At 39.2% G+C, this 24,931-nt stretch carries 12 protein-coding genes and 2 pseudogenes; 5 read left to right on the plus strand and 9 right to left on the minus strand.

What is annotated here, in order from left to right; translation table 11 throughout:
- Nucleotides 1-2: 2 nt before the first annotated feature.
- Both fabZ and MHB50_RS18920 read left to right on the plus strand, forming a co-directional pair.
- A complete protein-coding gene (fabZ, locus tag MHB50_RS18915; protein WP_339165277.1) occupies nt 3-461 on the plus strand; it encodes a 3-hydroxyacyl-ACP dehydratase FabZ in 459 nt (152 codons plus the stop codon).
- Between the two features lie 276 nt (nt 462-737).
- Nucleotides 738-1,100: a hypothetical protein gene (locus tag MHB50_RS18920; RefSeq protein ID WP_077113931.1), complete on the plus strand. Its 363-nt coding sequence runs from the start codon at nt 738-740 to the stop codon at nt 1,098-1,100.
- Nucleotides 1,101-1,691: 591 nt separating this feature from the next.
- On the opposite strand, the gene MHB50_RS18925 is transcribed toward MHB50_RS18920, so the two are convergent.
- From MHB50_RS18925 to MHB50_RS18935, 3 genes are all read right to left on the minus strand, one after another.
- On the minus strand, nt 1,692-2,432 hold the full coding sequence (locus tag MHB50_RS18925; protein ID WP_077109953.1) for a 4'-phosphopantetheinyl transferase superfamily protein: 741 nt from the start codon (nt 2,430-2,432) through the stop codon (nt 1,692-1,694).
- Between the two features lie 888 nt (nt 2,433-3,320).
- The gene (locus MHB50_RS18930) at nt 3,321-4,178 is read right to left on the minus strand and encodes a DUF6612 family protein (protein ID WP_077109952.1); all 858 of its coding nucleotides are present in this window, start codon (nt 4,176-4,178) and stop codon (nt 3,321-3,323) included.
- Nucleotides 4,179-4,304: 126 nt separating this feature from the next.
- Complete coding sequence (locus MHB50_RS18935; RefSeq protein WP_340084553.1) at nt 4,305-4,841, minus strand: STM3941 family protein; 537 nt, start codon at nt 4,839-4,841, stop codon at nt 4,305-4,307.
- Between the two features lie 520 nt (nt 4,842-5,361).
- Between MHB50_RS18935 and MHB50_RS18940 the strand changes: the two genes are divergently transcribed.
- On the plus strand, nt 5,362-5,919 hold the full coding sequence (locus tag MHB50_RS18940; RefSeq protein WP_340084555.1) for a transposase: 558 nt from the start codon (nt 5,362-5,364) through the stop codon (nt 5,917-5,919).
- Nucleotides 5,883-6,749, plus strand: a pseudogene (locus tag MHB50_RS18945) (IS3 family transposase). Before MHB50_RS18940 ends, MHB50_RS18945 begins: the two are co-directional and overlap by 37 nt.
- A 258-nt stretch (nt 6,750-7,007) precedes the next feature.
- Here MHB50_RS18945 and MHB50_RS18950 read toward each other — a convergent pair.
- The 6 genes and pseudogenes from MHB50_RS18950 to MHB50_RS18975 form a co-directional block, all read right to left on the minus strand.
- On the minus strand, nt 7,008-7,769 hold the full coding sequence (locus MHB50_RS18950) for a DeoR/GlpR family DNA-binding transcription regulator (RefSeq protein ID WP_253191859.1): 762 nt from the start codon (nt 7,767-7,769) through the stop codon (nt 7,008-7,010).
- A gap of 215 nt (nt 7,770-7,984) precedes the next feature.
- The gene (locus MHB50_RS18955) at nt 7,985-9,124 is read right to left on the minus strand and encodes an HAD family hydrolase (protein WP_077110335.1); all 1,140 of its coding nucleotides are present in this window, start codon (nt 9,122-9,124) and stop codon (nt 7,985-7,987) included.
- A gap of 15 nt (nt 9,125-9,139) precedes the next feature.
- A pseudogene (locus MHB50_RS18960) lies at nt 9,140-10,925 on the minus strand (putative 2-aminoethylphosphonate ABC transporter permease subunit).
- A gap of 57 nt (nt 10,926-10,982) precedes the next feature.
- Complete coding sequence (locus MHB50_RS18965; RefSeq protein ID WP_077110336.1) at nt 10,983-12,044, minus strand: ATP-binding cassette domain-containing protein; 1,062 nt, start codon at nt 12,042-12,044, stop codon at nt 10,983-10,985.
- Between the two features lie 108 nt (nt 12,045-12,152).
- Complete coding sequence (locus tag MHB50_RS18970) at nt 12,153-13,235, minus strand: putative 2-aminoethylphosphonate ABC transporter substrate-binding protein (protein ID WP_340084557.1); 1,083 nt, start codon at nt 13,233-13,235, stop codon at nt 12,153-12,155.
- A gap of 165 nt (nt 13,236-13,400) precedes the next feature.
- Nucleotides 13,401-17,351, minus strand: coding sequence for an immunoglobulin-like domain-containing protein (locus tag MHB50_RS18975; protein WP_340084559.1), 3,951 nt, complete (start codon nt 17,349-17,351; stop codon nt 13,401-13,403).
- 1,302 nt (nt 17,352-18,653) lie between these two features.
- Between MHB50_RS18975 and MHB50_RS18980 the strand changes: the two genes are divergently transcribed.
- Nucleotides 18,654-24,686, plus strand: a complete 6,033-nt coding sequence (locus tag MHB50_RS18980) for a lamin tail domain-containing protein (RefSeq protein ID WP_340084561.1) — start codon at nt 18,654-18,656, stop codon at nt 24,684-24,686.
- Nucleotides 24,687-24,931: the final 245 nt, after the last annotated feature.

Raw genomic sequence — 24,931 nt, forward strand, 5'->3', positions numbered from 1 at the left:
CGATGGAAATAAAAGAAATTATGACGAAACTGAATCACCGCTACCCCTTTTTACTCGTTGACCGAATTGTTGAACTAGAAGTAGATCAACGTATAAAAGGATATAAGAACATAACCTTTAACGAGCCATACTTTTCAGGACACTTCCCTGAAAATCCAATTTTTCCGGGCGTATTCATTATCGAATCGATGGCGCAAGTTGGTGGACTCATGTTCTCTAAAAGAAAGAAAGGCTTCCTCGTTGCTGTTGACAACGCAAAGTTCACGGAGTTTGTTACACCTGGTGATCGACTCATGACCGAAGCTACGTTAATGAAAGAGTTTGGTAAATATGCAAAAGTAGCTGTGACAGGGAAGGTTGAGGAAAAAATTGTGGCAAAAGCAGAAGTGACGTATTATTTTGATGAAACTGCCAATGAAAGAAGACCAGCTCAAGGAAGTAATGCCCTTTTTGAAAAATAATGATAGGATAGGCACATCAATAAATACGAAATCTAGTTGAAGCTTACTGGTCTTTCGTTAACGGATGGCAAAAATAATAGGAGTTGGCTTACGAGCGGCTGCACCAACGACTGTTCCATATTTGCTTTGCCACTTTTGATCATGCCATCGACAGTGCTGGATCATCAAAACTTACGCCACAAAAGAAGCTTGTCCTACAACACGTTAAAGACGTTGAATTGCGCATAAAGATTTAAAACGAATGAATCATCATACAAGAGGAGAAGATGAATTGCTGTGGGTTCCGAAAATTATGTCTTGAAATTATTGCTCGCTATTTTGCTTACAAGTGCAGCTTATTTTTTGGGAGATGCTATCATTGCGCACAAATTATTTATCTGGCAAACAATCGTCATTGGTGCTACTGTTGTTTTAGCGGGCGCCTTTGTAGAAAAAATCCACGCGCCAATGTGGTTAATCATTATAACACCTTTTCCAATCGGAATGACTTTACTATATGTTTTTCTAAATGAAACGACGTACACCTGGTTTATTACATATGCATTAACATTGTTTATTTATGTGATCATCCACGTTATTGCCAGTTCACTCTTTCGCTTTCATTCTTTAATTCCAGCCTGGAAGTTGCGAAAAGAATAGTAGCTAAAGAGGATAGGGTTGTTGTCAATTTATTTTATTTATGGACTCGTATCCGTACGGCAAATAACGTTTTGCGTATTATTTTTTGCGAAATGCCTTGTTCAAGGAAGCGGCTGGGACATAAGCAAATACGAAATAGCAAAAGCCGAACAATTCATTTATAATTGTTCGGTTTATTTGTGTTAAAAAAATCCCGATCATCGCTACGTCAACATATTTCGCTTTCCGCGGGCCCGGCTTCAGCTTCCTCGGAAAGCAAAGGCCGCTTTCCTGCGGGATCTTCAGCTCGAGCTATTCCCGCAGGAGTCTACCTATTTTGACTACGCTAAAAGTTTGCGTATGATACACTGGGACAATTTTTCCCGCATGTAAGGTGCCGTAAGACTCCCACTTCAAAATCTTGAGTGAATACAAAAGGGCTAAGTCGGAGATAACGGCACCTAAATGCCCGATTGGTTCAACTAACATTCAGTAGGAGATGGAAGAAAGCTCCTACTGAATGAAGTTTCACTTTATTGTTCGTTTTTTCATCAGCTGATTTAGTTGTGGCCCAGTCTCTTTTTGTCATGTGAATAGGATTTGATTTTTATTTTAAAACTCATGTGTTGACTGAGAATAACATGAATACGAATTACCTACTCCTTCCAACAGCATATCATTCACCTCAGATTGATCATACGAATGAAAATTGATTTGCTCTTGCTTCATCGGTACCCGAGAACAGAGCGCAAAATGATAGTTGTCCTGGATTTTTTCACTATAAAAATGATACGCACTACTTTTGTTCCCACCTTGGTAAAAATAAATGCTAGTTCCATCAATTGAGAACGAAAATGATTTTAAAGATACGTGCAGACCTTTTCCAATTGCTTTTACATAACTCTCTTTTAACGTCCACATTTTATAAAAAGCTTCTTCCACATTCGTGCTCTGAATGATGTAGCTATACTCTTCAGGAACGCAAAATTGTTTGGCAAGTTCCACATAGTCTAAGTTTTTATATTGTTCACAGTCGATACCTACCTCTTCCTTTGCGATTGCGATGGCAATCATGTCACCTGAATGAGAAATATTAAAGGAGCAATTAAGATGCGATACAAGGTAAGGTTTTTTATATTTACTATATGAAAATTGTACATCCTCCATCTTACAATCTAGTTCTTTTGCAAGTAAATATTTGACGAATAGATGGCTTAGCACTGTACGAACCTTATCCTTTTCCATCTTAAGGTTAGACATTGTTTCTTTTTTATTCCTGTCTAGTAATGGGAACAAACGCTTATATGGATCGATCGTTGATGTCTTGGACAGACGAATAAAATAAACTTGCAATCAGACCACTCCTTCAGCGAATAAAAAATGAGAAATCTCAACTTATATGGTTAAAATTTTCAGATGAAAGCGCTGATGATCAAGGAAGTGCTGTTGGGGACAGGATGTTGACACTGAAACCTTACATTCGGTGTCGATACTCACCAAGAGCAGCATTTTCAAAGGTAAAAACTGTTTTTTATTAGTGGTAGGTAAATAAAAAGTAACAGACCCGATTTCATATCAAAGTCACATCATTAATGCGCTTATTGATCATACCACTATAGTTTGTTCCCGCTTTATTGTGCTGCGCGACAAAATGGCCAGTCACACTGGACAACTGTGACGATTGTGCTGTTGCTTTACAAGTCATTTAATCGAGTGCGATCACAGTTCCTGTCGCATAGTCACTATCAAAATCTACTCATATAGGGTATTATATGGCAGAGGCTGGGACATAAGCAAATACGAAATAGCAAAAGCCGAACAATTCATTTATAATTGTTCGGTTTATTTGTGTTAAAAAAATCCCTATCATCGCTACGTCAATATATTTCGCTTTCCGCAGGTCTCTTCAGCTTCCTCGGAAAGCAAAGGCCGCTTTTCTGCGGGATCTTCAGCTCGAGCTACTCCCGCAGGAGTCTACCTATTTTGACTTCGCTAAAAGCTTGCGTATGATACACTAGGACAATTTATCCCTTAAGACTCCCACTTCAAGACCAGTGTTGATACAAAAGGTAAGTGGGAGATAACGGCACCTAAATGCCCGATTCGTTCAACTAACATTCAGTAGGAGCCCTACTGAAAGAAGTTTCACTTTATTGTTCGTTTTTTCATTAGCTGATTTTGTTGTGTCCCAGCCCCATATGGCAAGAGGGGCTGTTTAAACAGCCCCTCTATGAGTGAGATTTATTGTCCGCCCATCTCATTCAAATTAACTTCCTGCGCGTTTTCCAATGCTTCTTTTGGCACTTCAATGCTTTCTACTTTATTATAGTTGCTGTAAGTGGATTTCATATCGAGATTCATGTTCATTTTCTGTCCATTTACATCCGTATCCATATCTGTTACCATGTTCAACGCGGTTAAATAGAATGTTTCTTTGTCAATAAATAGCTCGTAGTCAACTTGATTGAATGTCACATCGCTCATCGCTGCTTCATCCTGCATGTCAGGAGGCATTGTGGCCTTGACATTATCTTTTAAAAACTGATCGAATTTTTCACCGGATGCTTTTAAAGTCAATATATAACTTTTTTCATCTTGTTTAAATTCAAAGTCATCAACAAATTGTTTTAATTGGTTTAATTGCTCAGAAGGGTTCGTTTGTCCTTCGGACATTTGCAAGATTTGACTTGAAAGTTCAGACGGGAGCTTCAACCACGTTTTTTGATTCGGCTCATACACGTAGAAACCGTCTTTTGTCAGATAAGCATCCAATTCCTTTTTTTCTTCCCCAATAGACATAGTCATTTTTTGATGTAATGTCATTGGTTCCATGATAAATTCCATGGCCATATCCGACTTGATTTCCTGCTTCTCCCCGCCTGCATCAACTTTTTGATTCATGGTAATATTACTTTCAAAGCTTTTGATATCCTTGTTTGCTTCCTCAACCTTCTTATAAACTTCTTCCAGTGTGAGATCTTGTTCTTTTTTTGTCGTTTCAGTCTTTCCATCTTTTTCGACTGGCTCCGCTGTTTGGTTACATGCCGACACCACCAGCATAAGCATGGCTCCTAATATGATTGTTAATGCTTTCTTCATGAAAGTCAGCTCCTTAAATGATGTTATACGCTAGGCTGCCCATTATTAAGTACGATTTAAGAGTCTTTTTGTTTCATATTTGTAAAAATTGGTTCTAATGGCATAAAAGGAAACTCGGTGCTGGTATTATATTTTTGAATTCCGCTCTTGCATAGCCCATTCCCAATATTCGTTTATTACCTTCAGCATTTCATCCAAGGAGCAGGCCAGAATTTTAACGGGTATGTTAACTTGTGTTTCCATGAGTCCTTTATTTACCTGGTTAAATAGCTTCTTAATACCCGTCGTCCGGTTGATGATCAATTCGCGGTCAAAAGTAGAAATACCAAGATAAATCTGACCCGAAAAGCTGACAAACTGAATTTCCTTTATTTCATCCCATTTTACGATCCTGGCTCCGATAAAACTAGATTGATCGACAATTCCTTCAGCAGAAATAATAACGGCCGGCTCCCGTTTGATAAATATTTTTAAGTAATAAATGAAACAAAGCCCAAAAATAACAATCGGTAGAATACTTGCAAGAGTCAGCCAGGCTGATTCTTCAGCCTTTACGCTAAAAGATATGAATAAAAGTACAATTCCAAGGACGACAAAAATCAGTGACAAAGCTGCCAGCATGAGAATCTTCTTCATTTTTGGCATAATGACAAAATGATTCATCAACATCCCTCTCTGAGCTAGCAAAAAATTCCATACTTATACAGCTTAATTGTTTTCGATAAAAACATAAATCCCCCAAAAGGACCATCCTAAAAGATCTGTTCGTTCCATCTTGTTTGTTGTATGTCTTATTGGGCATGTCGCAAGCCTGAAACTGGATTTCTACTTCGATATTTTTATGGCTTGGCTTCAATCGTGGTTTGTTTTGCAGCAACCACCGTGTTGTCATGCCGAAAAGTTGCGGACGTTCATTGCTTTTTTCAAGTTTTTCTTGAATGAACAAGGGAATACAACCGATAAAATTGGTAGGAAATGCCTAAATTGCGGAAACTCTTACGAATTGGTTATATGCCAATGACACTGAATAACATACTATTTATTCAGAATGTGAAGAGGTCGAACTTAAACATGTGGAGGCCGGAACCTTTTTAACATCATGAACCGCATGAAATCAAGCTTAAAAACCCGGTACTTACCCCCGAAAGTTAGAGTAGAAAATCTAATTTTCGGGGGTGTTTTTATGGCTAAATATAATGAGGAATTTAAAATAAAGCTTGTCACCGAGTATTTATATGGCAACCTAGGATATAAATCATTGGCAAAAAAATATAATATGGGTAGTGAAACACCAATAGTTGAATGGGTGAAAGTGTATAAATCTCAGGGAATGGATGGGTTAAAAAGAAAGCAAACTAGGGAAATGTATCCTGTCCAATTTAAATTAGATACGATACAATTTGTGTTAAAGACAGGTGCTTCTTATTTAGAAACTGCTGTTCAATTTAAGTTGAACAACCCTTCCTTAATTAGACGCTGGATGAAAGAATTTAAGGAACAAGGTGTAGAAGGCCTGAAACCAAAGGGGGAGTCTTCTATGTCCAAGAAACCCAATAAACCAAAGAAAAAGGAAGAAATAAAGTTAACACGTGAAGAAGAGCTGGAACGTGAGAATGAACTACTAAGGCTAGAAAATGCGTATCTAAAAAAGTTGCGAGCTTTTCGGGAGAATCCGAATGCCTTCCACGAAAAGCACAGGCAAAGGTGGCATTCGAACTCAAAGAAGAAGGATTCCGATTAAAACATATTCTCCTTGTTGTGGGTATTCCTGAAGCAACCTATCACTATCATGTAAAAAACTTTGGTAAAGAAGATGCTGATGCAGAAATAAAAGAACTCATTAGACACCTATTTAAGCAATTCCATGAACGCTATGGTTATAAACGAATCACAAAAGAATTAAAGAAATTAGGACATTGCGTTAATCATAAAAAAGTGTATCGACTTATGCGGGAATTAAGTCTGAAATGTGTTAAATTTATGCGGAAATCTCGGAAATACAACTCCTATAAGGGAAGGGTTGGAAAGGTAGCGAAAAACCTTCTATCCCGCCGTTTTAACACATCTATTCCTCTTCAAAAATTAGTAACTGACATTACAGAATTCAAATGTCTAGGCGAAGAGAAGTTGTATTTAAACCCTATTCTAGACCTTTATAATGGAGAAATTATTTCGTTTGGAATTAAGAAACGTCCAACATTGGATCTTGTCATGGAACCTTTAGACGAAACAATTGAGATCATAAAGAATCACGCAACCTACCGTACTACCGTCCACTCTGATCAAGGGTGGCATTACCAACACAAACAATGGGTTAAAACATTAAAGAAAAATAAAGTATTCCAAAGCATGTCACGTAAAGCAGCCTGCGCAGACAACGCCTCGATGGAGAATTTCTTTGGCATTTTAAAGCAAGAAATGTATTATGGGGAAAAACTAGTAAGCTATGAGGAGTTAAAGAGGAGAATAGAAGACTAAATCTACTGGTATAACAATGAACGATCCAAAGAAAAATTGACTGGACTAAGTCCGGTCCAATACCGAACTCAATCCAGCCAATCAGCTGCATAATAAAAACTCTAGCTTTTAGGGGTAACCACCCCCTGAGTTCATGCGGTTTTATGTTTATCAATTCAATCAGAATTTTTTGCTCCGCATGTAGAAGATTGAGGGAGCTTGCTTACCCTTCATGAAATCAAGCCGGCAGGTTACGAACAGCGGATAATGGGGTCGGCCGCTGATCACCTTTTTTCTGTTGCATCAAACAAACCTCATAATGTCCGCGAAATGCGAACTGTAAATGCCTCTGCAACTTCTGAATCGAAGCAACTATGCCATGATCCAAGCAGATTTTTGTTCATCCCATTCAACTGGTTTTTCTTCATTACAAATAACCGTTGAAATATTGGACAACGGGCAAATTTTAAAGTTGGACCTTTTATTGAATTTTGACGCATCGGCAAGTAAGATTGATTCTTTACTGCATTGGATCATCGTTTCCGAAACAAGAGATTCATCCATATCAAAGTCATAAATCGCATTGGTTGTAAAGCCTCCACAGGAGATAAACGCTCGGGTAAAATTAAATCTCTTTAAAAATTCCACTGTGGCCGTTCCTTTCACAGATGCTTGATAAGGATTTGTAATGCCTGGCAACATGATCACCTGTCCAGAAATCCGTCGCTCCTCGAGTGCTAAATTAAAGCGAATGGCGGCACTTAATGAATTGGTTACGACGGTCAACGATTGTACATCTTCAATCATATCGGCTATATGAACGGTTGTCGTGCCCAAATCCAATGCGATCGTATCTCCATGTTGTATCAGCTCAGCCGCCCGCTTTGCTATCCGTTTCTTTTCCTCAAGATATAAGGACATTTTCTTCTCATAAATCATTTCTCTTTGCGTCGGGATAAAGGGAACGGCTCCTCCGTGAATACGAGTCAGTTGTTCATTCATTTCAAGCTCCGCCAAATCTCTTCGAATCGTTTCCGGAGTAACGTTAAGTACATTTGCCAAATCCATTACTAACACTTTGTCGTGTACTTCTAGCTGTTTTACAATAAACATATGTCTTTCTTCTTTATTCAATCCAACTGGCCCCCATTCGATTTATCTCCTCTGGATACATGAACTAGCTAATTTCAATTTTTATATCTTAATTATAAAATAAGACTTCCTGAGCAAACATAAAAATCTAGCGCTATCATGAACCTTTTATGCTTGCGAACGCTTTATCATGTGAACATGGGCGAAAGGACTGCCCTTAATTAGACAGTCCCTCCCTTACATGCTTCTCCCTTTCATTACAATAGGATTTCGCGTAATTGCAGGACATCATCAAAAATATAGTCGGCATTTAGTGCTTCAAACATTGAACGTGACGCTTTACCTGATAAACAACAAGTTAAAATAGCAGCAATTTTACATCCCATCGACTGCGCCGCCATATAATCTGCCACTGAGTCACCAATGATCAGAACATCCTCGCCCTTGTGAATGGGCAATGGTATGGACAATACTTTTTCATCCGCCACTTTTCTTCCTTTATACCCTTTTACGTACGTAAATGGTTTCGGTTTGCCAAGTGGTACTTGATTGGGAAATTTACGCTCCGCCTCGCTCACATCCGTTGCCGTCACAACATGTTCTGGATGAAAGTACTCCCAGAATCCAAGCCTTTGAAACGGAATTTTACATTCCAGATAGGGTCTGCTAGTACCGATCCCCAATAAATACCCTTTTTCCCGCAAATCGCGTAAAAAGGAGCGAATGTCTTCTACATTGGCGAGTGCTATTTCATCTTCAAGAAATCCATTTTTCCCCAAAGTATATGGACGCTCTCTTTCTGACTGCTCATAATATGGATCCCCTAAATACCATTCTTGGTACACTTTCCGTCCCAATTCCCACAAAGGATTGTTTATCGGAAAAAGATCATCATCTATTCCCAGCCAATGTCTGGCCAAATCATTCACATACAATAGTAGGTCCTGTTGCTCAACATCTGTTTGCTGAAAATCCCGAACGAACTCATCATAATTTGGAATAAATGAAATGTTGCTTTCATTACATGCTTCCCCAATTTCCCGCAAACGATCTTTATCGATAGGCCGCTGTAATATCGACTCTACGAATTCACGTCGTTCTAATGAGAGCTCGTATAATAATCGCACGAGTTGATGAGAAAAAGTTAAAAACACCATATCCCAATTCGAATTAATACCACGATCTTTCACAAATTGCAATATCGCATCGTTTGATAAGACATGTTCGCGAATACGGCGGATGTTTTCCTCTGTTGGGGAGACGGTAAAGGTATCTCCCGAAAGCCCTAAATATAGTGGATTGTAAACTAATTCCCAAATGGATAATGCGGTTGCATCAAAACAACGCTCCTCACTTAAAAATACGCCATCTACATCAAACAATATTGTTTTAACCATATTGAACGCTCCTTCCTAGCCGGCTTTGCTTCTTGATGCTTCTTGCCAAGCATTCATGCGCTTTTTTATTTTCTTGGTAAAAAATTCATAACCTAATCTAACGAGTATGTTCGTGACAATCACGATGATTGACATCGCCGCGGCAGACTCCGTATTACCTTCATCCATCATCGTTACGATGGCCACAGAAGCTGGTTTTGTTTGAGAAGTATATAAGAAGATAATCGCTGATATCGTCGTCATCGAGTTAATAAAGAAGTACACGAACATTTCCACAATGGCCGCAAATGACATAGGCATGGTGACTCGCGTAAATGTCCTATAAAAAGGGACATTCATCGACTCGGAAACCGATTCAAATTCATGATCCAACTTTTTCAATGCCGTATTGGCCGTGAAAAAGTTGACCGAGTAAAAATGGACGATATTGGCCAATACAAGAATCCAGATCGTGCCGTATAACATATTAAATGGGTTCGGTATGCTCAAATCGGTAAACGGAATCGCTAACGCCGCTTGATTAAAAAAGAAAATATACGCCAGACCAATCGCCAATCCCGGCAGCGCCAAAGGAATGATCGAAAGGAAATAAGCCGTTTGCCTGATTGCCTTAAAGGACCGTGATTTTTCAATCAAATAAGCACTGAAAAAAACAATCGCTGTTCCTAAAACAGCAGTCAGAAGAGCAATCCATAAACTATTTATATATGGTTGAATTCCGGTTGTGGAGGCGCGCTTAAACAAGAAGTGATCGAATGTCAGTGATAAATTATATGGCCAATATGTACTGATTGCGGGCAATAATACTGCTGCCATCAGCAATAAAACAGACCCTGAAATGATCAAACAATATATAAAATATAAACGATCACGCAGACGGTTCGGCTTTATTTTATAAGGTACAGATTTTGCGGAAATCACCGTACTCTGTTTTCTTTGGATGATCCGGTCGGCAATAAAAGCGATGACGGCAGGGATGATCAAAATAAGACCTACAGTTGCCCCCATTGACATCTTGAACTGCCCCACTACTTGCTGGTAAATATCCGTAGCCATCACATTATACTGCCCGCCCACTACAACCGGAGCGCCAAAATCTGTAAAGCTTAAAATAAACGAAATAATAAACGAACTAAATAAGGCGTACTTTACACTAGGCAGTGTAACGGTGAATAATTTTTTGATCGGTCCCGCGCCTAATGTATCTGCCGCTTCATATAAGCGATAATCCGTTGTCGCAAGTGAAATGCTTAATAGTAAAAAAGCTTGTGGAAACGTATAAAACACTTCCCGAAATAATAATGCCGACCGGCCCGTACAGATGAATATCCACTCCTGCATTTACACCGAACATAGACTCAAATAAACCAAAAAACCCTGTTGTAACGACTCCATTATTTCCGAATAAATTAATTAACCCGATTCCGTAAGTCATGGTTGGAGCAAATAAAGGAATAAAAGCAATGTATTTAAAAATCGTTTTCCATCTCATTTCCGTTCTTGTCACCGCATAAGCAAATGTAAAGCCGAGCATGACTGAAATGACACCCGTTGTAATCGCAATAAACAACGTATTGTACATTGACTTTACTAAAGAGGGTGTGGAAAAATATTCGATAAAGTTTGCGAATCCAATAAACTGTCCTTGTTCATTCGATAATGCTTTCATAACGAGCTGTAACAGCGGCAGAACAATCGCAATGACGAGACCAAGAACCATTAAAATGATCAGTAGTTTTTGCAGGCGGTCAATCCACCCTGATTGCTGCCTTACCTTTTTATGACGAATCTTCCGTTTCATGGCTGATTGTGCAGGATAGAGCAACTGTTCTTTGTTTACCATATACTCTCTTACTCCTTAAAAAAATGAAATTCCACTGCTTGCCGGCATACTATATCCGCCCTCACTGCGCCCACTTTGGTCATATGTAATCAATCTGTCTTGAAAAAATGTAACAAACATTTCTTTACCCTTTTGCATCACTACATTTCTTGCTTGATTGATAGGCAGATCAACCACTAATAAATTTCTTTCCAATTGTATGTCGCTATTTTTCTCTAACTGTAAATAAACCCGACTTAACGAACCGCGAAACTCCACTGCTTCCACGACTGCTCTGATGCTATCTTCCGACTCTATTTCACTCATGACGATGTTTTCAGGACGAATAGCCACAACAGAGCCTGACGCGTTTTTAATGAAATTGGCTGTTCCAATGAAGTCGGCTACAAACGGTGTGATCGGCTGTTCGTAAACCTCAATGGGAGAACCAATCTGCTCAATACAAGCATCGTTCATGACAACGATTTTATCTCCCATTGATAAGGCTTCTTCCTGATCATGGGTAACCATTATCGTTGTCACTCCAAGCTGTTCTTGAAGATGTCGAATTTCCATCCTGAGATGCATTCTCACCTTCGCATCTAAAGCTGATAAAGGCTCATCCAGTAAAAGAAAGCTTGGCGACAAGGCTAACGCGCGTGCCAAAGCGACACGCTGTTGCTGTCCACCCGACAACTGTGTCGGATAATGATCACGCACACGTTCTAAATTGACTTGCGCAAGGCATTCTTGCACCTTCTCCTTTATGTCACTTTTACTCAACCTTTTGCTCTTTAATCCGTAAGCGATATTTTGGGCAACCGTCAAATTCGGAAATAACGCATAAGATTGGAAGACGATCCCGAAGTCTCTTTTATGCGGCGGCCACTTTGTTACATCCTGGCCTCCCATCACTATTTTTGAACCGGCATTCGGCTGTTCTAAGCCGGCGATTATTCTAAGCAATGTTGTTTTCCCACATCCGCTCGGACCTAGTAAACAGACAAACTCGCCTTTTTCCACTGTGAAATTGATATCATATAATGCGACAAAATTTCCATATGTTTTCGTTACATGTTGGATTTTTAAAAAATCCATCTTTTTCCCTCCTTCTATCAGGTAAGAAAAAAGAGGCATCCGGTACCTCGGAATAAAGAATTATTCTACTCCAATCCGGATAATCGGAATGCCTCTTCGCCACTGTTATTATTCTTCTTCAGGCGCGCTCTTTTCGTCGTAGCGCTTTAACCACTCATCCAGTATGCCTTCTCGGTTTTGAGCGGCCCAGCTAAAGTCGTTATCAATCATTTGGTCAATGATATTTTCCGGAAATCCTTCATTTGCTTTCGTGTCCATATTAACGGCAACTACACCGTGATATTGTTGATATCCTTCCATCGCGTTATCGCTGATTGCCCAATCTAAGAATGTTTTAGCCGCTTCCTTGATTTCAGGTTTTTTAACAAGAGCATTGGCTTCGATTTCCCAACCAGAACCCTCTGACGGTAAAACCAATTCAACAGGTGCTCCTTTTTCAATTTCGCTTATGACTGGATACGCAAACGTTAAACCGATTGGAAACTCTCCTCTAGCTACGGCTTTTGCTGGTTTTGAACCGGAATGTACATATTGATTCATGTTTTTATGTAATCCGTCCATGAACTCCCAACCGCCTTCTTCCTCAAACATTTGCAGCCAAGCATTAACCATTAAAAATCCGGTTCCTGAAGATGCGGGGTTTGGCATAACGATTAAGTCTTTATATTTTGGATCTAATAAATCTTTGTAAGACTTAGGAGCTTCTACACCTAAGCGCTCTAATTCTTGCGTATTGACAGCAATCGCTGCGACAAAAGCGTCGTTTCCGGTCCAAAGTGCGGGATCATTGACTTGGTCTTTAAACTTAGGTTCTAAACGCTCGATGCCTTTTGGATTATATCCTTCCAATAGATCATGTTCCTCTAAAAATAACAAGCTGCTTGCAGCTACTCCAAACACTACGTCAGCCACGGGATTATCTTTTTCCGCTAATAGCTTGGAGGTCGTTACACCAGTAGAGTCACGTACCAAATCTACTTCAATTTCCGGATGTGCTTCTTCAAATCTTTTCATATACTCTTCTAACTCTTCTGTTTCATAGGAAGAATAGACGGTGATTTTTTCTTTTTTCCCTGAATCGCTTGCTTCTTTTCCTGAGGTTTCTTTCGAATCTTTCGATCCTCCAGAGCATCCAGCTATGATCAATGCGAATAGCGAGACTGCAATTAGTAACAAAATTGGTTTTTTCATCGTATTAGACCTTTCTACATAAGTGTTTTGTTGAGGTGGATTCTACGAAAGTGAAATAGTCACTTTCCCCACCTTATATAACTTGGTGATGGGCATTTTGTATGGAAGAGGGGGCGACCATATATTATATGGATCGCTCGTCCCATTCCATACTTATATAGGATATTATCCTTTCAATCTCTTTCTTTTATTGGCAATATACACGCTTAATCCTCCAATACCGACGAGAAGAAATCCTGCGAGAGCCCAATGAAACATAGAAGTAGCCGTATTAGGTAATTGACTACCTTTATGCCCTTTCTCTTGTTGTTGCTTATCATATGTTTTATTTACTTTTTTATTTCCGCTCTCTTTTTCATTCGTAGTTGGTTGGTCAACTTTTGGCTTGTCAACTTTCGGCTCTTCACTGACTACTAATTGGGTCATCGCGTCTTGTAATGCTTTTAGTGCTCCGTCTACCTCAGACTGGGTAGCATTTTCCTTATGAAGCACTTCCTTGGCGGCAGATAACTTCTCCAAAAATACTTGCACACTTTCTGGTGTATACTTATCTGTATTCATTTTTTCTGACCCTTTAATGAGAGACTCAAGTGCTTTTTTGTCAACTTCTTCTGAAGGAGCTTCTTTTTCTTGTAATGCTTTTATCGCGTCCTGCAGCGCTGTTACAGCTCCATCCACTTCTGATTGTGGCGCGGATTCGTTTGCCATTACTTCTTTTGCCACCGCTAATTTTTCTGCAAAAACTTGGACACTTGCTTCTGTATACTTCTCTGTATTGACTTTGTCTGCTTCAGCAATGACAGACTCGAGAGTTGATTTATCAACTTCTTCTGAAGGAGCTTCTTTTTCTTGTAATGCTTTTATCGCGTCCTGCAGCGCTGTTACAGCTCCATCCACTTCTGATTGTGTTGCGGATTCGTTTGCCATTACTTCTTTTGCCGCCGCTAACTTTTCTGCAAAAACTTGGACACTTGCTTCTGTATACTTCTCTGTATTCACTTTGTCTGCTTCGGCAATGACAGACTCGAGCGCTGACTTGTCAACTTCTTCAGAAGGAGCTTCTTTTTCTTGTAGTGCTTTTATCGCGTCTTGCAACGCTGTTACAGCTCCATCCACTTCTGACTGTGGCGCGGATTCGTTTGCCATTACTTCTTTCGCCGCCGCTAATTTTTCTGCAAAAACTTGGACACTTGCTTCTGTATACTTCTCTGTATTGACTTTGTCTGCTTCAGCAATGACAGACTCGAGAGTTGATTTATCAACTTCTTCTGAAGGAGCTTCTTTTTCTTGTAATGCTTTTATCGCGTCCTGCAGCGCTGTTACAGCTCCATCCACTTCTGATTGTGTTGCGGATTCGTTTGCCATTACTTCTTTTGCCGCCGCTAACTTTTCCGCAAAAACTTCGACACTTGCTTCTGTATACTTCTCTGTATTGACTTTGTCGGCTTCGGCAATGACAGACTCTAGCGTTGACTTGTCAACTTCTTCCGCAGGAGCTTCTTTTTCTTGCAATGCTTTCATTGCGTCTTGCAACGCTGTTACAGCTCCATCCACTTCTGATTGTGGCGCGGATTCGTTTGCCATTACTTCTTTTGCCGCCGCTAATTTCTCTGCAAAAACTTGGACACTTGCTTCTGTATACTTCTCTGTATTGACTTTGTCGGCTTCGGCAATGACAGACTCTAGCGTTGATTTATCAACTTGCTCCACATTTTTCAAAGGAATGACATGTTGGTATTCATCTATCCAGTCTGATTTCGTAAAGTCTCGTCCTTTAATAACGACTTTATCGTCATGGACTTCTACATATAATCCTGTACTGCCTGTTCCATCAATCACTTTCTCTCCGCCTTGACCATCTGGACCATACGTATTGATTACTGCTCCAGTACTCACTTGATAAAAGCCGTCATGATTTCCAAACATATCCGGCAAACGCAAATCCCAATGCTGGTGACCCGAAAAAACAATAGCATTCGGATATTTTGAAAGGGTCTCTTTTAATTGTTTATATTGATTAATACCGTCTCGATAGTACGCAACATCCCATGTTCCGTTAATGGTAAATGGCAGTGGCTGGTGCAAGAAAACAAAAATCGGTTTATTTGGATCTTGTTTTTTCATTGTGTCTTCAAACCACTGAAGCTGTGCGTCACTAAGATTAATGGGTTCTTTTGCTTCCTCTTGACCAAGTACAATAAACGGATATCCATTTACTTCTCTTTCGTAGTACACTGTGTCAAGGCCTGTAAAATCTAAAAATCGTTTCTTGCCCATTTCAGTATTCGTGCCATAATATTCATGGTTGCCGATTGTATAGAATAAGTTATCAGGGCGCGGGTTATCAGCCATCACTTGTTTCATTTCATCATATTGATTTTGATAACTGGAATCCACAACATCTCCAACCACGACCATTGCATGCTGATTAGGATTAATTAAATTTAAATCCCATAAAGCACGTTCTGTTTTCTTTATATTGGTATGGGTATCACTAATAACAGACATAGACATCTTTAATCCTTCATTAGCATTTGTGCCTGTTACCATTACTTCTCGAGTGACAGATTCAGTAAATCCGGTACTATTCGTAACACTATAAGTCACTTCATATATTCCTGGGTTAGATGTATCAATTTCATGCTCCACTACCACTTTATCGGTTAAATCCCCATCTAACTGATCAAATGCTGTAACTCCTGGATCAATAAACTCACTTCCGAGTTCGATTACTAAAGGATTTTCACCTTGTAATGTTAATTCTGGCAATGAGGCTTTTTCCAATAATCGGATATTATCAATTGCCCAGAAATAATTATTGACAGCATTAAATAATCTAAATTCAAGTGTCATCGATGTTGCCTGATCAGGCACTTTAATCTTTTTGATTTCTGTTTTATTTAAAACATCGATGCCTTTATTATCTGAGTTCTCATTGTGATCATAGCGTAATACCTGTTGCTCTTCCCCAGTATCAAATTTGGCCGTGATTAATGCCGTTTGAACTCCCTCTTGGCGATAATGAGTATCAAGGCTTAAATCAAGCGTATCTCCGCCATTAACATTCATCTTTGGAGACACTAAAGTACTATCGTACTGCCCTTGAGAAGCAGGGCTTCCTTGATCATCCCATTCGTCTGGATCAGCTATAGCTATGACACCAGATCCTTTTGAGAATTCTTCACGCAGTTGCGTATCAGCAGATATCCAAAAATCTCTCGTTGCAAAACTCCAACCTTGCCATTCTGTTACACCTTGAGGCATATTAGACGCATTTATTTTTTCCCATCCTTCTGGTGTTTCATGTGTCCAGCCTAGAACAGATGGATCAATGCTTTCATCTTTGGCAGGCTGTAGTTTTGCTTCTAGTCCATCAAAATTTTCTGAAAGGATATCAGTGACTAAAATAGCTTCACCAAAACCATATGTATCATTCCAGAAAGAGGATCTTTCAAATGCGCTCCATGCACTTACAGAAGAATCGTCTTCAGATTTGTTATCACGGTCAACAGCATGTACTTCGATTCCTAATTTCTTAGAAGTATTAGGATCAAAATCAAGCATTTCCCACGGTACGGCTATTTCTACAGACCAACCTTTTTCTGTTGTTTGAATAGCTCTTTTAATCTTGCTTTCATTTGCCGGATCATGATTGGCAATAGGTGCGCCACCAAAGTAAAAGTCTGGCTCATTTGAGTTGGGTTTATAAACAAGCCCAATTTGCAAATCATTATCTACATATGGACTGGATTGATGTAATGTCGGGTCTAAAAACAAGCCAATATTATCTTGTTGATACCAGTATCCACTACCATCATGAACGAGTGTGTCGTCGACCATGTCCATTGCCACATAAAGATATTCTTGATCCCAAAGAAGTCCAAATGTAGCTTCGGGAGCTTCTCCTTCTCCTATGTGTTTTGTTAATGGTTCACTAACCTTCCACATTGGCTCATCAATGGAACCATCAATCGTTGGGGCTTCGAGTGTTCTTTTCAAATCGATTGTAGGCCTTTTCTGATCCGCAGCCGATGCGTTTAGTACATGTAGATTCAATGTACTGAAGATCATCAAGAGAATCATCATCATCATGAACATCGATTGTTTTTTGATCACGTTTTGTTACTCTCCCTTATTGAGTGTGATTTGGAATTGCTTGGATGACCTTCTAAACAAATGTGTGGGTGTAATGGTCTTATTTGTTTTTTACTCATTTTTCGCATTGGCTGTTGTTATTAATTTTCACTGCTCTTTTTAACAGATCATTCAAGTAGTTCAATGAATTGCCAAAGCACGAAAGCTGAGTAACTGCAGTTTCCTCCTCTCTAACCTACTAAAAACCAAACATAAACGGACATTTATATTTTTTGTTTAATGTTTGTTTATGAATTAAAACTAGCAAACAAATGTAAAACAAATATTTACTTTATGTAAATTTCATGTAATTTTTCATATAAAAATGTGGTGAAAATTAATTTTTATTGAGAACATCCCTATTAAACCAAGCGTTTCGAAGTCATCAATAAGAAACACAGCCAAATATTCAAATGGTCGCTCATGTCTAAAGCAAACTAAGATATTAGCGTTAAGAGAATGGGTAAAATAACATTGCTGGTGAATCGCTCACTTTGATCAAAAAATGATGTAACAATGAAAAAAATGAGTATGGGACACAACTAAATCAACTGATGAAAAAACGAACAATAAAGTGAAACTTCATTCAGTAGGCGTTTTCTTCCATCTCCTACTGAATGTTAGTTGAACCAATCGGGCATTTAGGTGCCGTTTTCTCCCACTCAGATTTTGAAGTGGGAGTCTTACGGCACCTTACATGCGGGATAAATTGTCCTGGTGTCTAACCCGCAAGCTTTTAGCGTAGTCAAAATAGGTAGACTCCTGTGGGAATAGCTTGAGCTGAAGATCCCGCAGGAAAGCGACCTTTGCTTTCCGAGGAAGCTGAAGAGACCTGCGGAAAGCGAAATATGTTGACGTAGAGATGATAGGAATTTTTTTACACAAATAAACCGGCAAACGACATTTTTAGAATGCTATAAACACATTGGTTTCACCGCATCTTCTTTTGGATGTGGAAATCACTTACATTCTTCCTTAAATCCCCTTGATTAACCGTTCTAACTCTATCATTTCTGATAAATCTGTTTCGTTCATCTTTTATCCGATCATCGTATGTTCTTGTGGCGACCGTACGATTCAGGGCATTTTATTTCTTCGATCCCCTTCTTCTATTGAATAAGCTGTCTGCTGTCGATATTGGTTAACTGTGCTCTCTAGTTGGCTTTTCTTGGTACATATTGTGGTGACAAAACCTCTTCCATTTTTACAAAACTTTACAATTTTTTAACCGCTTACTAATAGTTGATACTTATACTTAATATTACATTGTAAAAAGGAGGAAAAATGATGAAAAAAAGGAATTTACGTACGCTATTAGCAGGAATAACTGCCATCATGCTAGTTATTACAAACTTATTACATACCAGCTCGATTGCGTATGCCACTGTTTCTCATCCACAGCAACAAACAGAACAAGCAACTGAAAGTTCTGGTTCATCTGAACAAGATGCGAAACAACAGTTGGAAATTCAACATGTAGCACCCGAATCATTTAATGCTTTAGAAAACCAGCAAGTAACCGCAACCATTCCAAATGCGGCAAAAGCAACCTTATACTATCAGTCTACACCCCTTTCCAAGCCGGTTGCCGTGATTATGAATAAGGCAGAAAATCATACTTTTACTGCTTCTATCCCGGCCACTTCAGTTTGGTCAAATAAAATGAACTATTGGATTGTAGCTGATGATGGGCAAACCGAAAGAACGTCAGATACTTTTACAGTGCCTATTAAAAATCAAGCGAAAACGGATCCACAAGCCGCTCCTCATCTGATGATAACGGAAGTGAATCTTGGTAAAGAGCCGTTTATCGAAGTGTATAACAATACGACAGAAGCCGTACCGTTAAAAGATTATTCATTGTTGATTCAGGATAAAAAAATTGAATTTAATGATTCAAACATTATTCCAGCTGGAGAAACCAAAATCATTTGGTTCACCAACAAAACGAATCATATAGAAACCTTTCATAACCATTACGGTACAAATGTAAAAAAAGAACAAGTCATCGTGATTGATCATGCCGCTGTATCAGCCAAAGATTCAACCATTAAATTTATCAAGCAAGATGACAATAAAAGTGTATCCGAAATTGCTTACATCTATGATGAAACCAGTGCTAGTCAGCTTTTTTATTTTTATAATAACCAAATGAATGACGGAGGTTTAGCGAAAACAGCTACACCTGGCACATTCACTCATGGACAAGTTCCAGATCAACAAGTGGAAATAGAAGTTTCTCAAGAAGCTCCTCAAGATAACAGCCAACAAGAAAAGACAGCCGATTCTACAAAGCCGGCTCAAAAAGAAGTACAAAAAAACGTTACGAATAAAGCAGAAACGACAAAGGAAGAATCGATTATTAAGCACGAGCCAACGGAACAGATTTCCAATGAAAAAGATCTAACCATACATGCAACTGCCCCTAATGTGAAAAGTTTGACACTAACATTTAAAACAGGGAAGCAAATGATGAAGCAAGAGCTTCCTTTCACGAAATCGGAGGGTACAGATGCATTTACAGTAACAGTGCCAAAAGAATTCCTTTGGTCACCTAGTTTCAGCTATCAAATCGTGGCGGAAACTACTGAAGGTGGAACAGTTGTATACCCTAAAGAGAATGATATACAAGTTACCGTCGATCAAGTAACGAATGTGGATACGCAAAAACTTCCCAGGCTATTGATTACTGAAATCACTCCTGACACTGCAAATGTGAATAAAGCTGATGGTTATGAGTTCATTGAGATCTATAATAATTCAAACCAATCTATTAATATGAAAGACTATCAATTACTTTACCGTTACCCTGACGGTACAGCCGATCAAGTATGGAAGCTATCTGATAATAAAGTCATTGCGCCGCAAGAAAGCTTTATTGTCTGGATTAAAAATAGCGGCAACCAAGACAAAACACTTGCTGACTTCAACCAACAATATGGGTTAAATCTGCCAGAAAGTCATGTCACAGAAGTTCATAGCGATGGAATGGCGAATGGCAGTCAGCGCACCCTCGTCGTTGCAGATAAGTTTAATAACGAAATTGTGCAAGCAACCTATAATGATACAGCAGCAGATGATACACTCCCAGATCAAGGCATTGTGTACAGTTACCCTAAACAAGGAACAAAGATGCTGAAGGTTGGTATTGGTGAAACGATTACACCATTAACCATCGTCCCTGGGCAAGCTCCGGAAAAGCCCGTTATGATTGATGAAGACGAAAGCGGAAGCATCGCTAAACCGGTCATTAAAAATCCTGCGGTTACCGTTGACAACGATCAAATCAAGATAAATGTAACTATTTCATCGGAGCAGAAATTAGTAGGAGCAACTATTTCAATCTCACAAAGTGACAAAGCGGATTATCAAACTTGGCAATTGGAACCTTCTAAAGATGACCCGACTAACTATTCCGTGACGATTCCGCGGGATGCGATATGGAGCAATAAAATAAACTATTATTTTACAGCTTCCAATGAAGCGGGTGAGACAAAAACGGAAGTTCAAGAATACAAATTTCCAGCAGAAGATATTGATTATCAAAAGGTGCCGCCTCTTTTAATTACTGAACTTGTTCCAGATACGACAAATAGCAATGGCGCTGATGCCTATGAGTTTATCGAAGTCTATAACAATTCAACAGAACCGATTAATTTTAAAGACTATTCGATTCGTTATCGTTATCCGAATACAGGTGCGGGAAATGACTTAATTTGGGGCCCTAAAGATGACCAAGAAGTGATAATTGCTCCTGGAGAAACAATCGTATTCTGGATAATAAATCATGCAAACACGGATAAAACAGCTGCTGATTTTAATGCGAATTTTAAAACAAATTTAATGGAAGGGAAAAACCTTTTTAAGATTTATAATACATCAATGGCGAACAGCGGCCAGCGCACACTAGTTATTGCGACCAAAACAGGAAAAGAACTCTCCTATGCAAGCTATAATGATGAAGTTGATGTAGATGATACGGTAGCTAACAAAGGTATCTTTTATCGTTATCCAACCGACGGAGGCCTTTATTCGAAAAAAATCAGTGCCGGAAAATCGCCGGCAACTCCAGGATCTGTATTAACGGAACAAGTGCCGGCAGAAAAAGTCAACATACCGAAAGACACAGAAAAACCAGTCATTACAGATACAACAAATAAAAAAGAAATTACTTCAAAAGAACCGGTGACACTTTCAGCAACAGTGACAGATAATCTCGATGTTAAATCCGTTACTGTCTATTATCGTAACGATAAAACAGCCGACTTCAGAAAAGTCAACTTAGTAACACAAGCTGATCATAAATATGAACATATTGTTTATGAACCAGAGTTAATTGGCAAAAGTGAATTAGAATACTATTTTGTCGCGAGCGATGGAAGAAATGAAGCGGTTTCTAACGCCAGTACGATCAGCATTGAAAACCCTAATTTGCAAGAAGGTTTGCGTCTGAATGTCAGCGATAATGAGCTGATTTCCGGCGAAAAAGTAATGAAGGCGACCACAGATGATGGGAAAGCCGCGCCTCAACTATTTATTGATAACAATGAAGTAACAAACACCTTTAAAGCAATGGAATCCGAGGCATATTTTGCCTTTGAGGTAAAAGATACAAATATTTATTTCCAAAACGGCGTAACGATGGGAGATGAAATTCTCCATATCTTCGATGACACGCATACGAACTTTACGACATTTACAATTCCGATCCCTGCGGATAAACTGAAACAAGGTGAAAATACGGTTACGATTCGCGCCGGTAACAAAGTAGGGCCATTTGATGAAACTTCTCAAGAAAACCGAGATGACTTTACGATTAAAAACATCCGCTTGGTTTTATCTGATGGAACAACGATATATGATCCGAAATTCAGTGATCCGAATCAGGATTACTGGATCGGCGACAGCCCGGGAAAAGATCCCATTTATGACTTCACGTTTAATCTCGGGGAAGAAGAATTTGCTTCAACCGCTTATTTATTTGATACAACGAAAGTGCCTGATGGCAAGCATCACATAAAAGCTGTCTCAGGAAATGAAGAAGTTGCCGCTACGGTTATAACGGATAATACGAAACCGATTATTCTTCCTTCTATGAAAGATGGGGAAACGTATAAGGGAGAATTTACAATTGACGCAGAAGCAAAAGATGAAACGAGTGAAGTGACTTCATTAACCGCACAACTAGATGGAGAATATATTTCACTTCCTTACAAAACATCTTCCGCCCTTTTAAAACCGGGAAAACATGAGCTCGTCTATCAAGCTACCGATGCTGCCAACAATACAATGGAAAAAAAGCTGACGTTCCATGTAGTTGAGGAACATCCGTTTTTACCTGACTGGCTATCAAACGATCCGGATAGCACGAGCGCGAATCTATCCGTTACGGTAAAAGATCCGACAAGCGATGAAATGGATGTCGATTTTTACCAAGCATATCAATATACTGCTGAAGACAAAAATATGACCATTTCTCAGAATGCTGTCGACACCGAGCCTCCTAACGAGCATCTTCCTGAAGGAGAAGAGCGGATAACAGATGATGAGCGCAAACCATTGCAAGCTCTGGATGGAAACAAACTAGAAACGGAATCGGATTATCAGTTTCCTTACCACCGTTTTGATGTTACGGTTGATCAGAAAGTAGATGAAAACGACGAAATTGAAATTGTTTGGAATGGTTCTTCCTTAGAAGGCAGAAAAGTAACGATGTATGCTTGGAACTACCAAACTAGTAAATGGGATGCTCTTGTAACGACGATTGCCGGAAAAGAAGACTTTGAACTTGTGGGAACAGTTCAAGGACTGGAATATGTTCAAGATCAAAAAATTAGCGTCATTGTCCAAGACCAAATTGCGTCTATTGGGGAAGATTTCAGTTTTGTCTGGATGTCAGATACACAATATTATACGGAAAGCTATCCATATATTTATGAAAAGCAAACAGACTGGATCGTAAAAAATAGAGAAAAGCTAAACATTGAATATGTTTTCCACACGGGAGACATCGTAAATGTTTACGATGATTTAAACCAATGGAATGTTGCGGATAAAGCGATGAAGACGTTAGATGATGCCGGTGTTCCATATGGCGTTCTTGCCGGAAACCATGATGTCAACAACAAAGACCATGATTATAGTTACTATAGTCGTTTCTTTGGAGAAGACCGTTTTAAAGACAACGATTACTATGGAGGTTCTTTCCAAAATAATCGTGGACATTACGATTTACTGTCTGTCAACGGTATGGACTTTATCATGATCTATCTTGGTTGGGGTATTGAAGAAGAGGGCATTGCCTGGGTAAATCAATTGCTCGAAGCTCATCCCAACAGAAAAGCTGTTCTGAATGTACATGAATATTTATTAGCAACGGGTAATAGAAGTCCTATCGGGGATGCGCTTTTTGAACAAGTGGTTGTGCCAAATGAAAATGTCTTTGCCGTATTGTCTGGCCATTATCATAACGCCCAAACATTGGTAGACGACATTGATGATAATGGGGACGGCATTGCTGATCGGACCGTTTATCAAATGTTGGCTGATTATCAAGGCGGCCCTGAAGGTGGTCAAGGATATTTACGGATTTTAAATGTCAAAATGAAAGATAATCAAATCTATGTCCAAACATATTCTCCTTACCTGGATGATTATAATTATTATGATCCAGCGGAGTATCCTGGAAAAGATGAATTTTCATTTGATTTTGATACAGCGGCACAAACGAAAAAGGTTGCTACGGATTACATTGAAGTCAATGTGTATACAGACGAAAAAATTGGCACAGTAAACAATGTTCCTAGCGGGGAAAAAGCCTCTGTTGTATGGAATGATTTAGATCCGAACCATGAATATTTCTGGTATACGGTAGCGACTGATAAGTTCGGTGGTCAAACACGCTCTGACATTTGGAGTTTTCTAACGGTTGATGGAGAAGTTATTGAACCAGAAAAACCAGAGAAACCGGAAAAACCGGAAAAACCAAGCGATGGCGGCCAACCAGGTGGAAAGCCAAATGATGGTAAAAACAAGCCAGGCAATTCCAATGGAAACGGTCAAGATTCTGAAAAGCCTCGTATAGAACGACCAGCAGCCAAGAATGGCAAAAACCAACCGAAAGTAAGTCAAACAAAGGATGATGGCCAAGCGCCCATTATTAAAAATACATCCAATCATAATGGTACAGGATCATCTTCTTTACCGAATACAGCAACAAATCTATATAATTGGATGTTGCTCGGCGCATTCTTACTATTAATGGGTACGAGCTTATGGCTCATTCAACACTATCGTAAAAAGAAAACGATCAACTAAGACAAAAAACGGACCGGCTGAAACTTAAATTCAAGGAACACTCTTCTTCTTGAAATTGTACTATTGAAGGAGCCGGGACATAAGTTGAAAGCTGATTCATATTCGTAAAAATCGCGAGAATAAAGCCGCGTGAAATCAAGTTTTTTAAACTTGATTCCATGCGGTTTATTTCATTTTTACAGGGTTTTTTCCGGCCCCTATTTGTGTTAAAAAATCCCGATCATCGCTACGTCAACATATTTCGC

The sequence above is a fragment of the Siminovitchia sp. FSL H7-0308 genome, assembly GCF_037980985.1.
Taxonomy (GTDB): Bacteria; Bacillota; Bacilli; order Bacillales; family Bacillaceae_C; genus Siminovitchia; species Siminovitchia thermophila.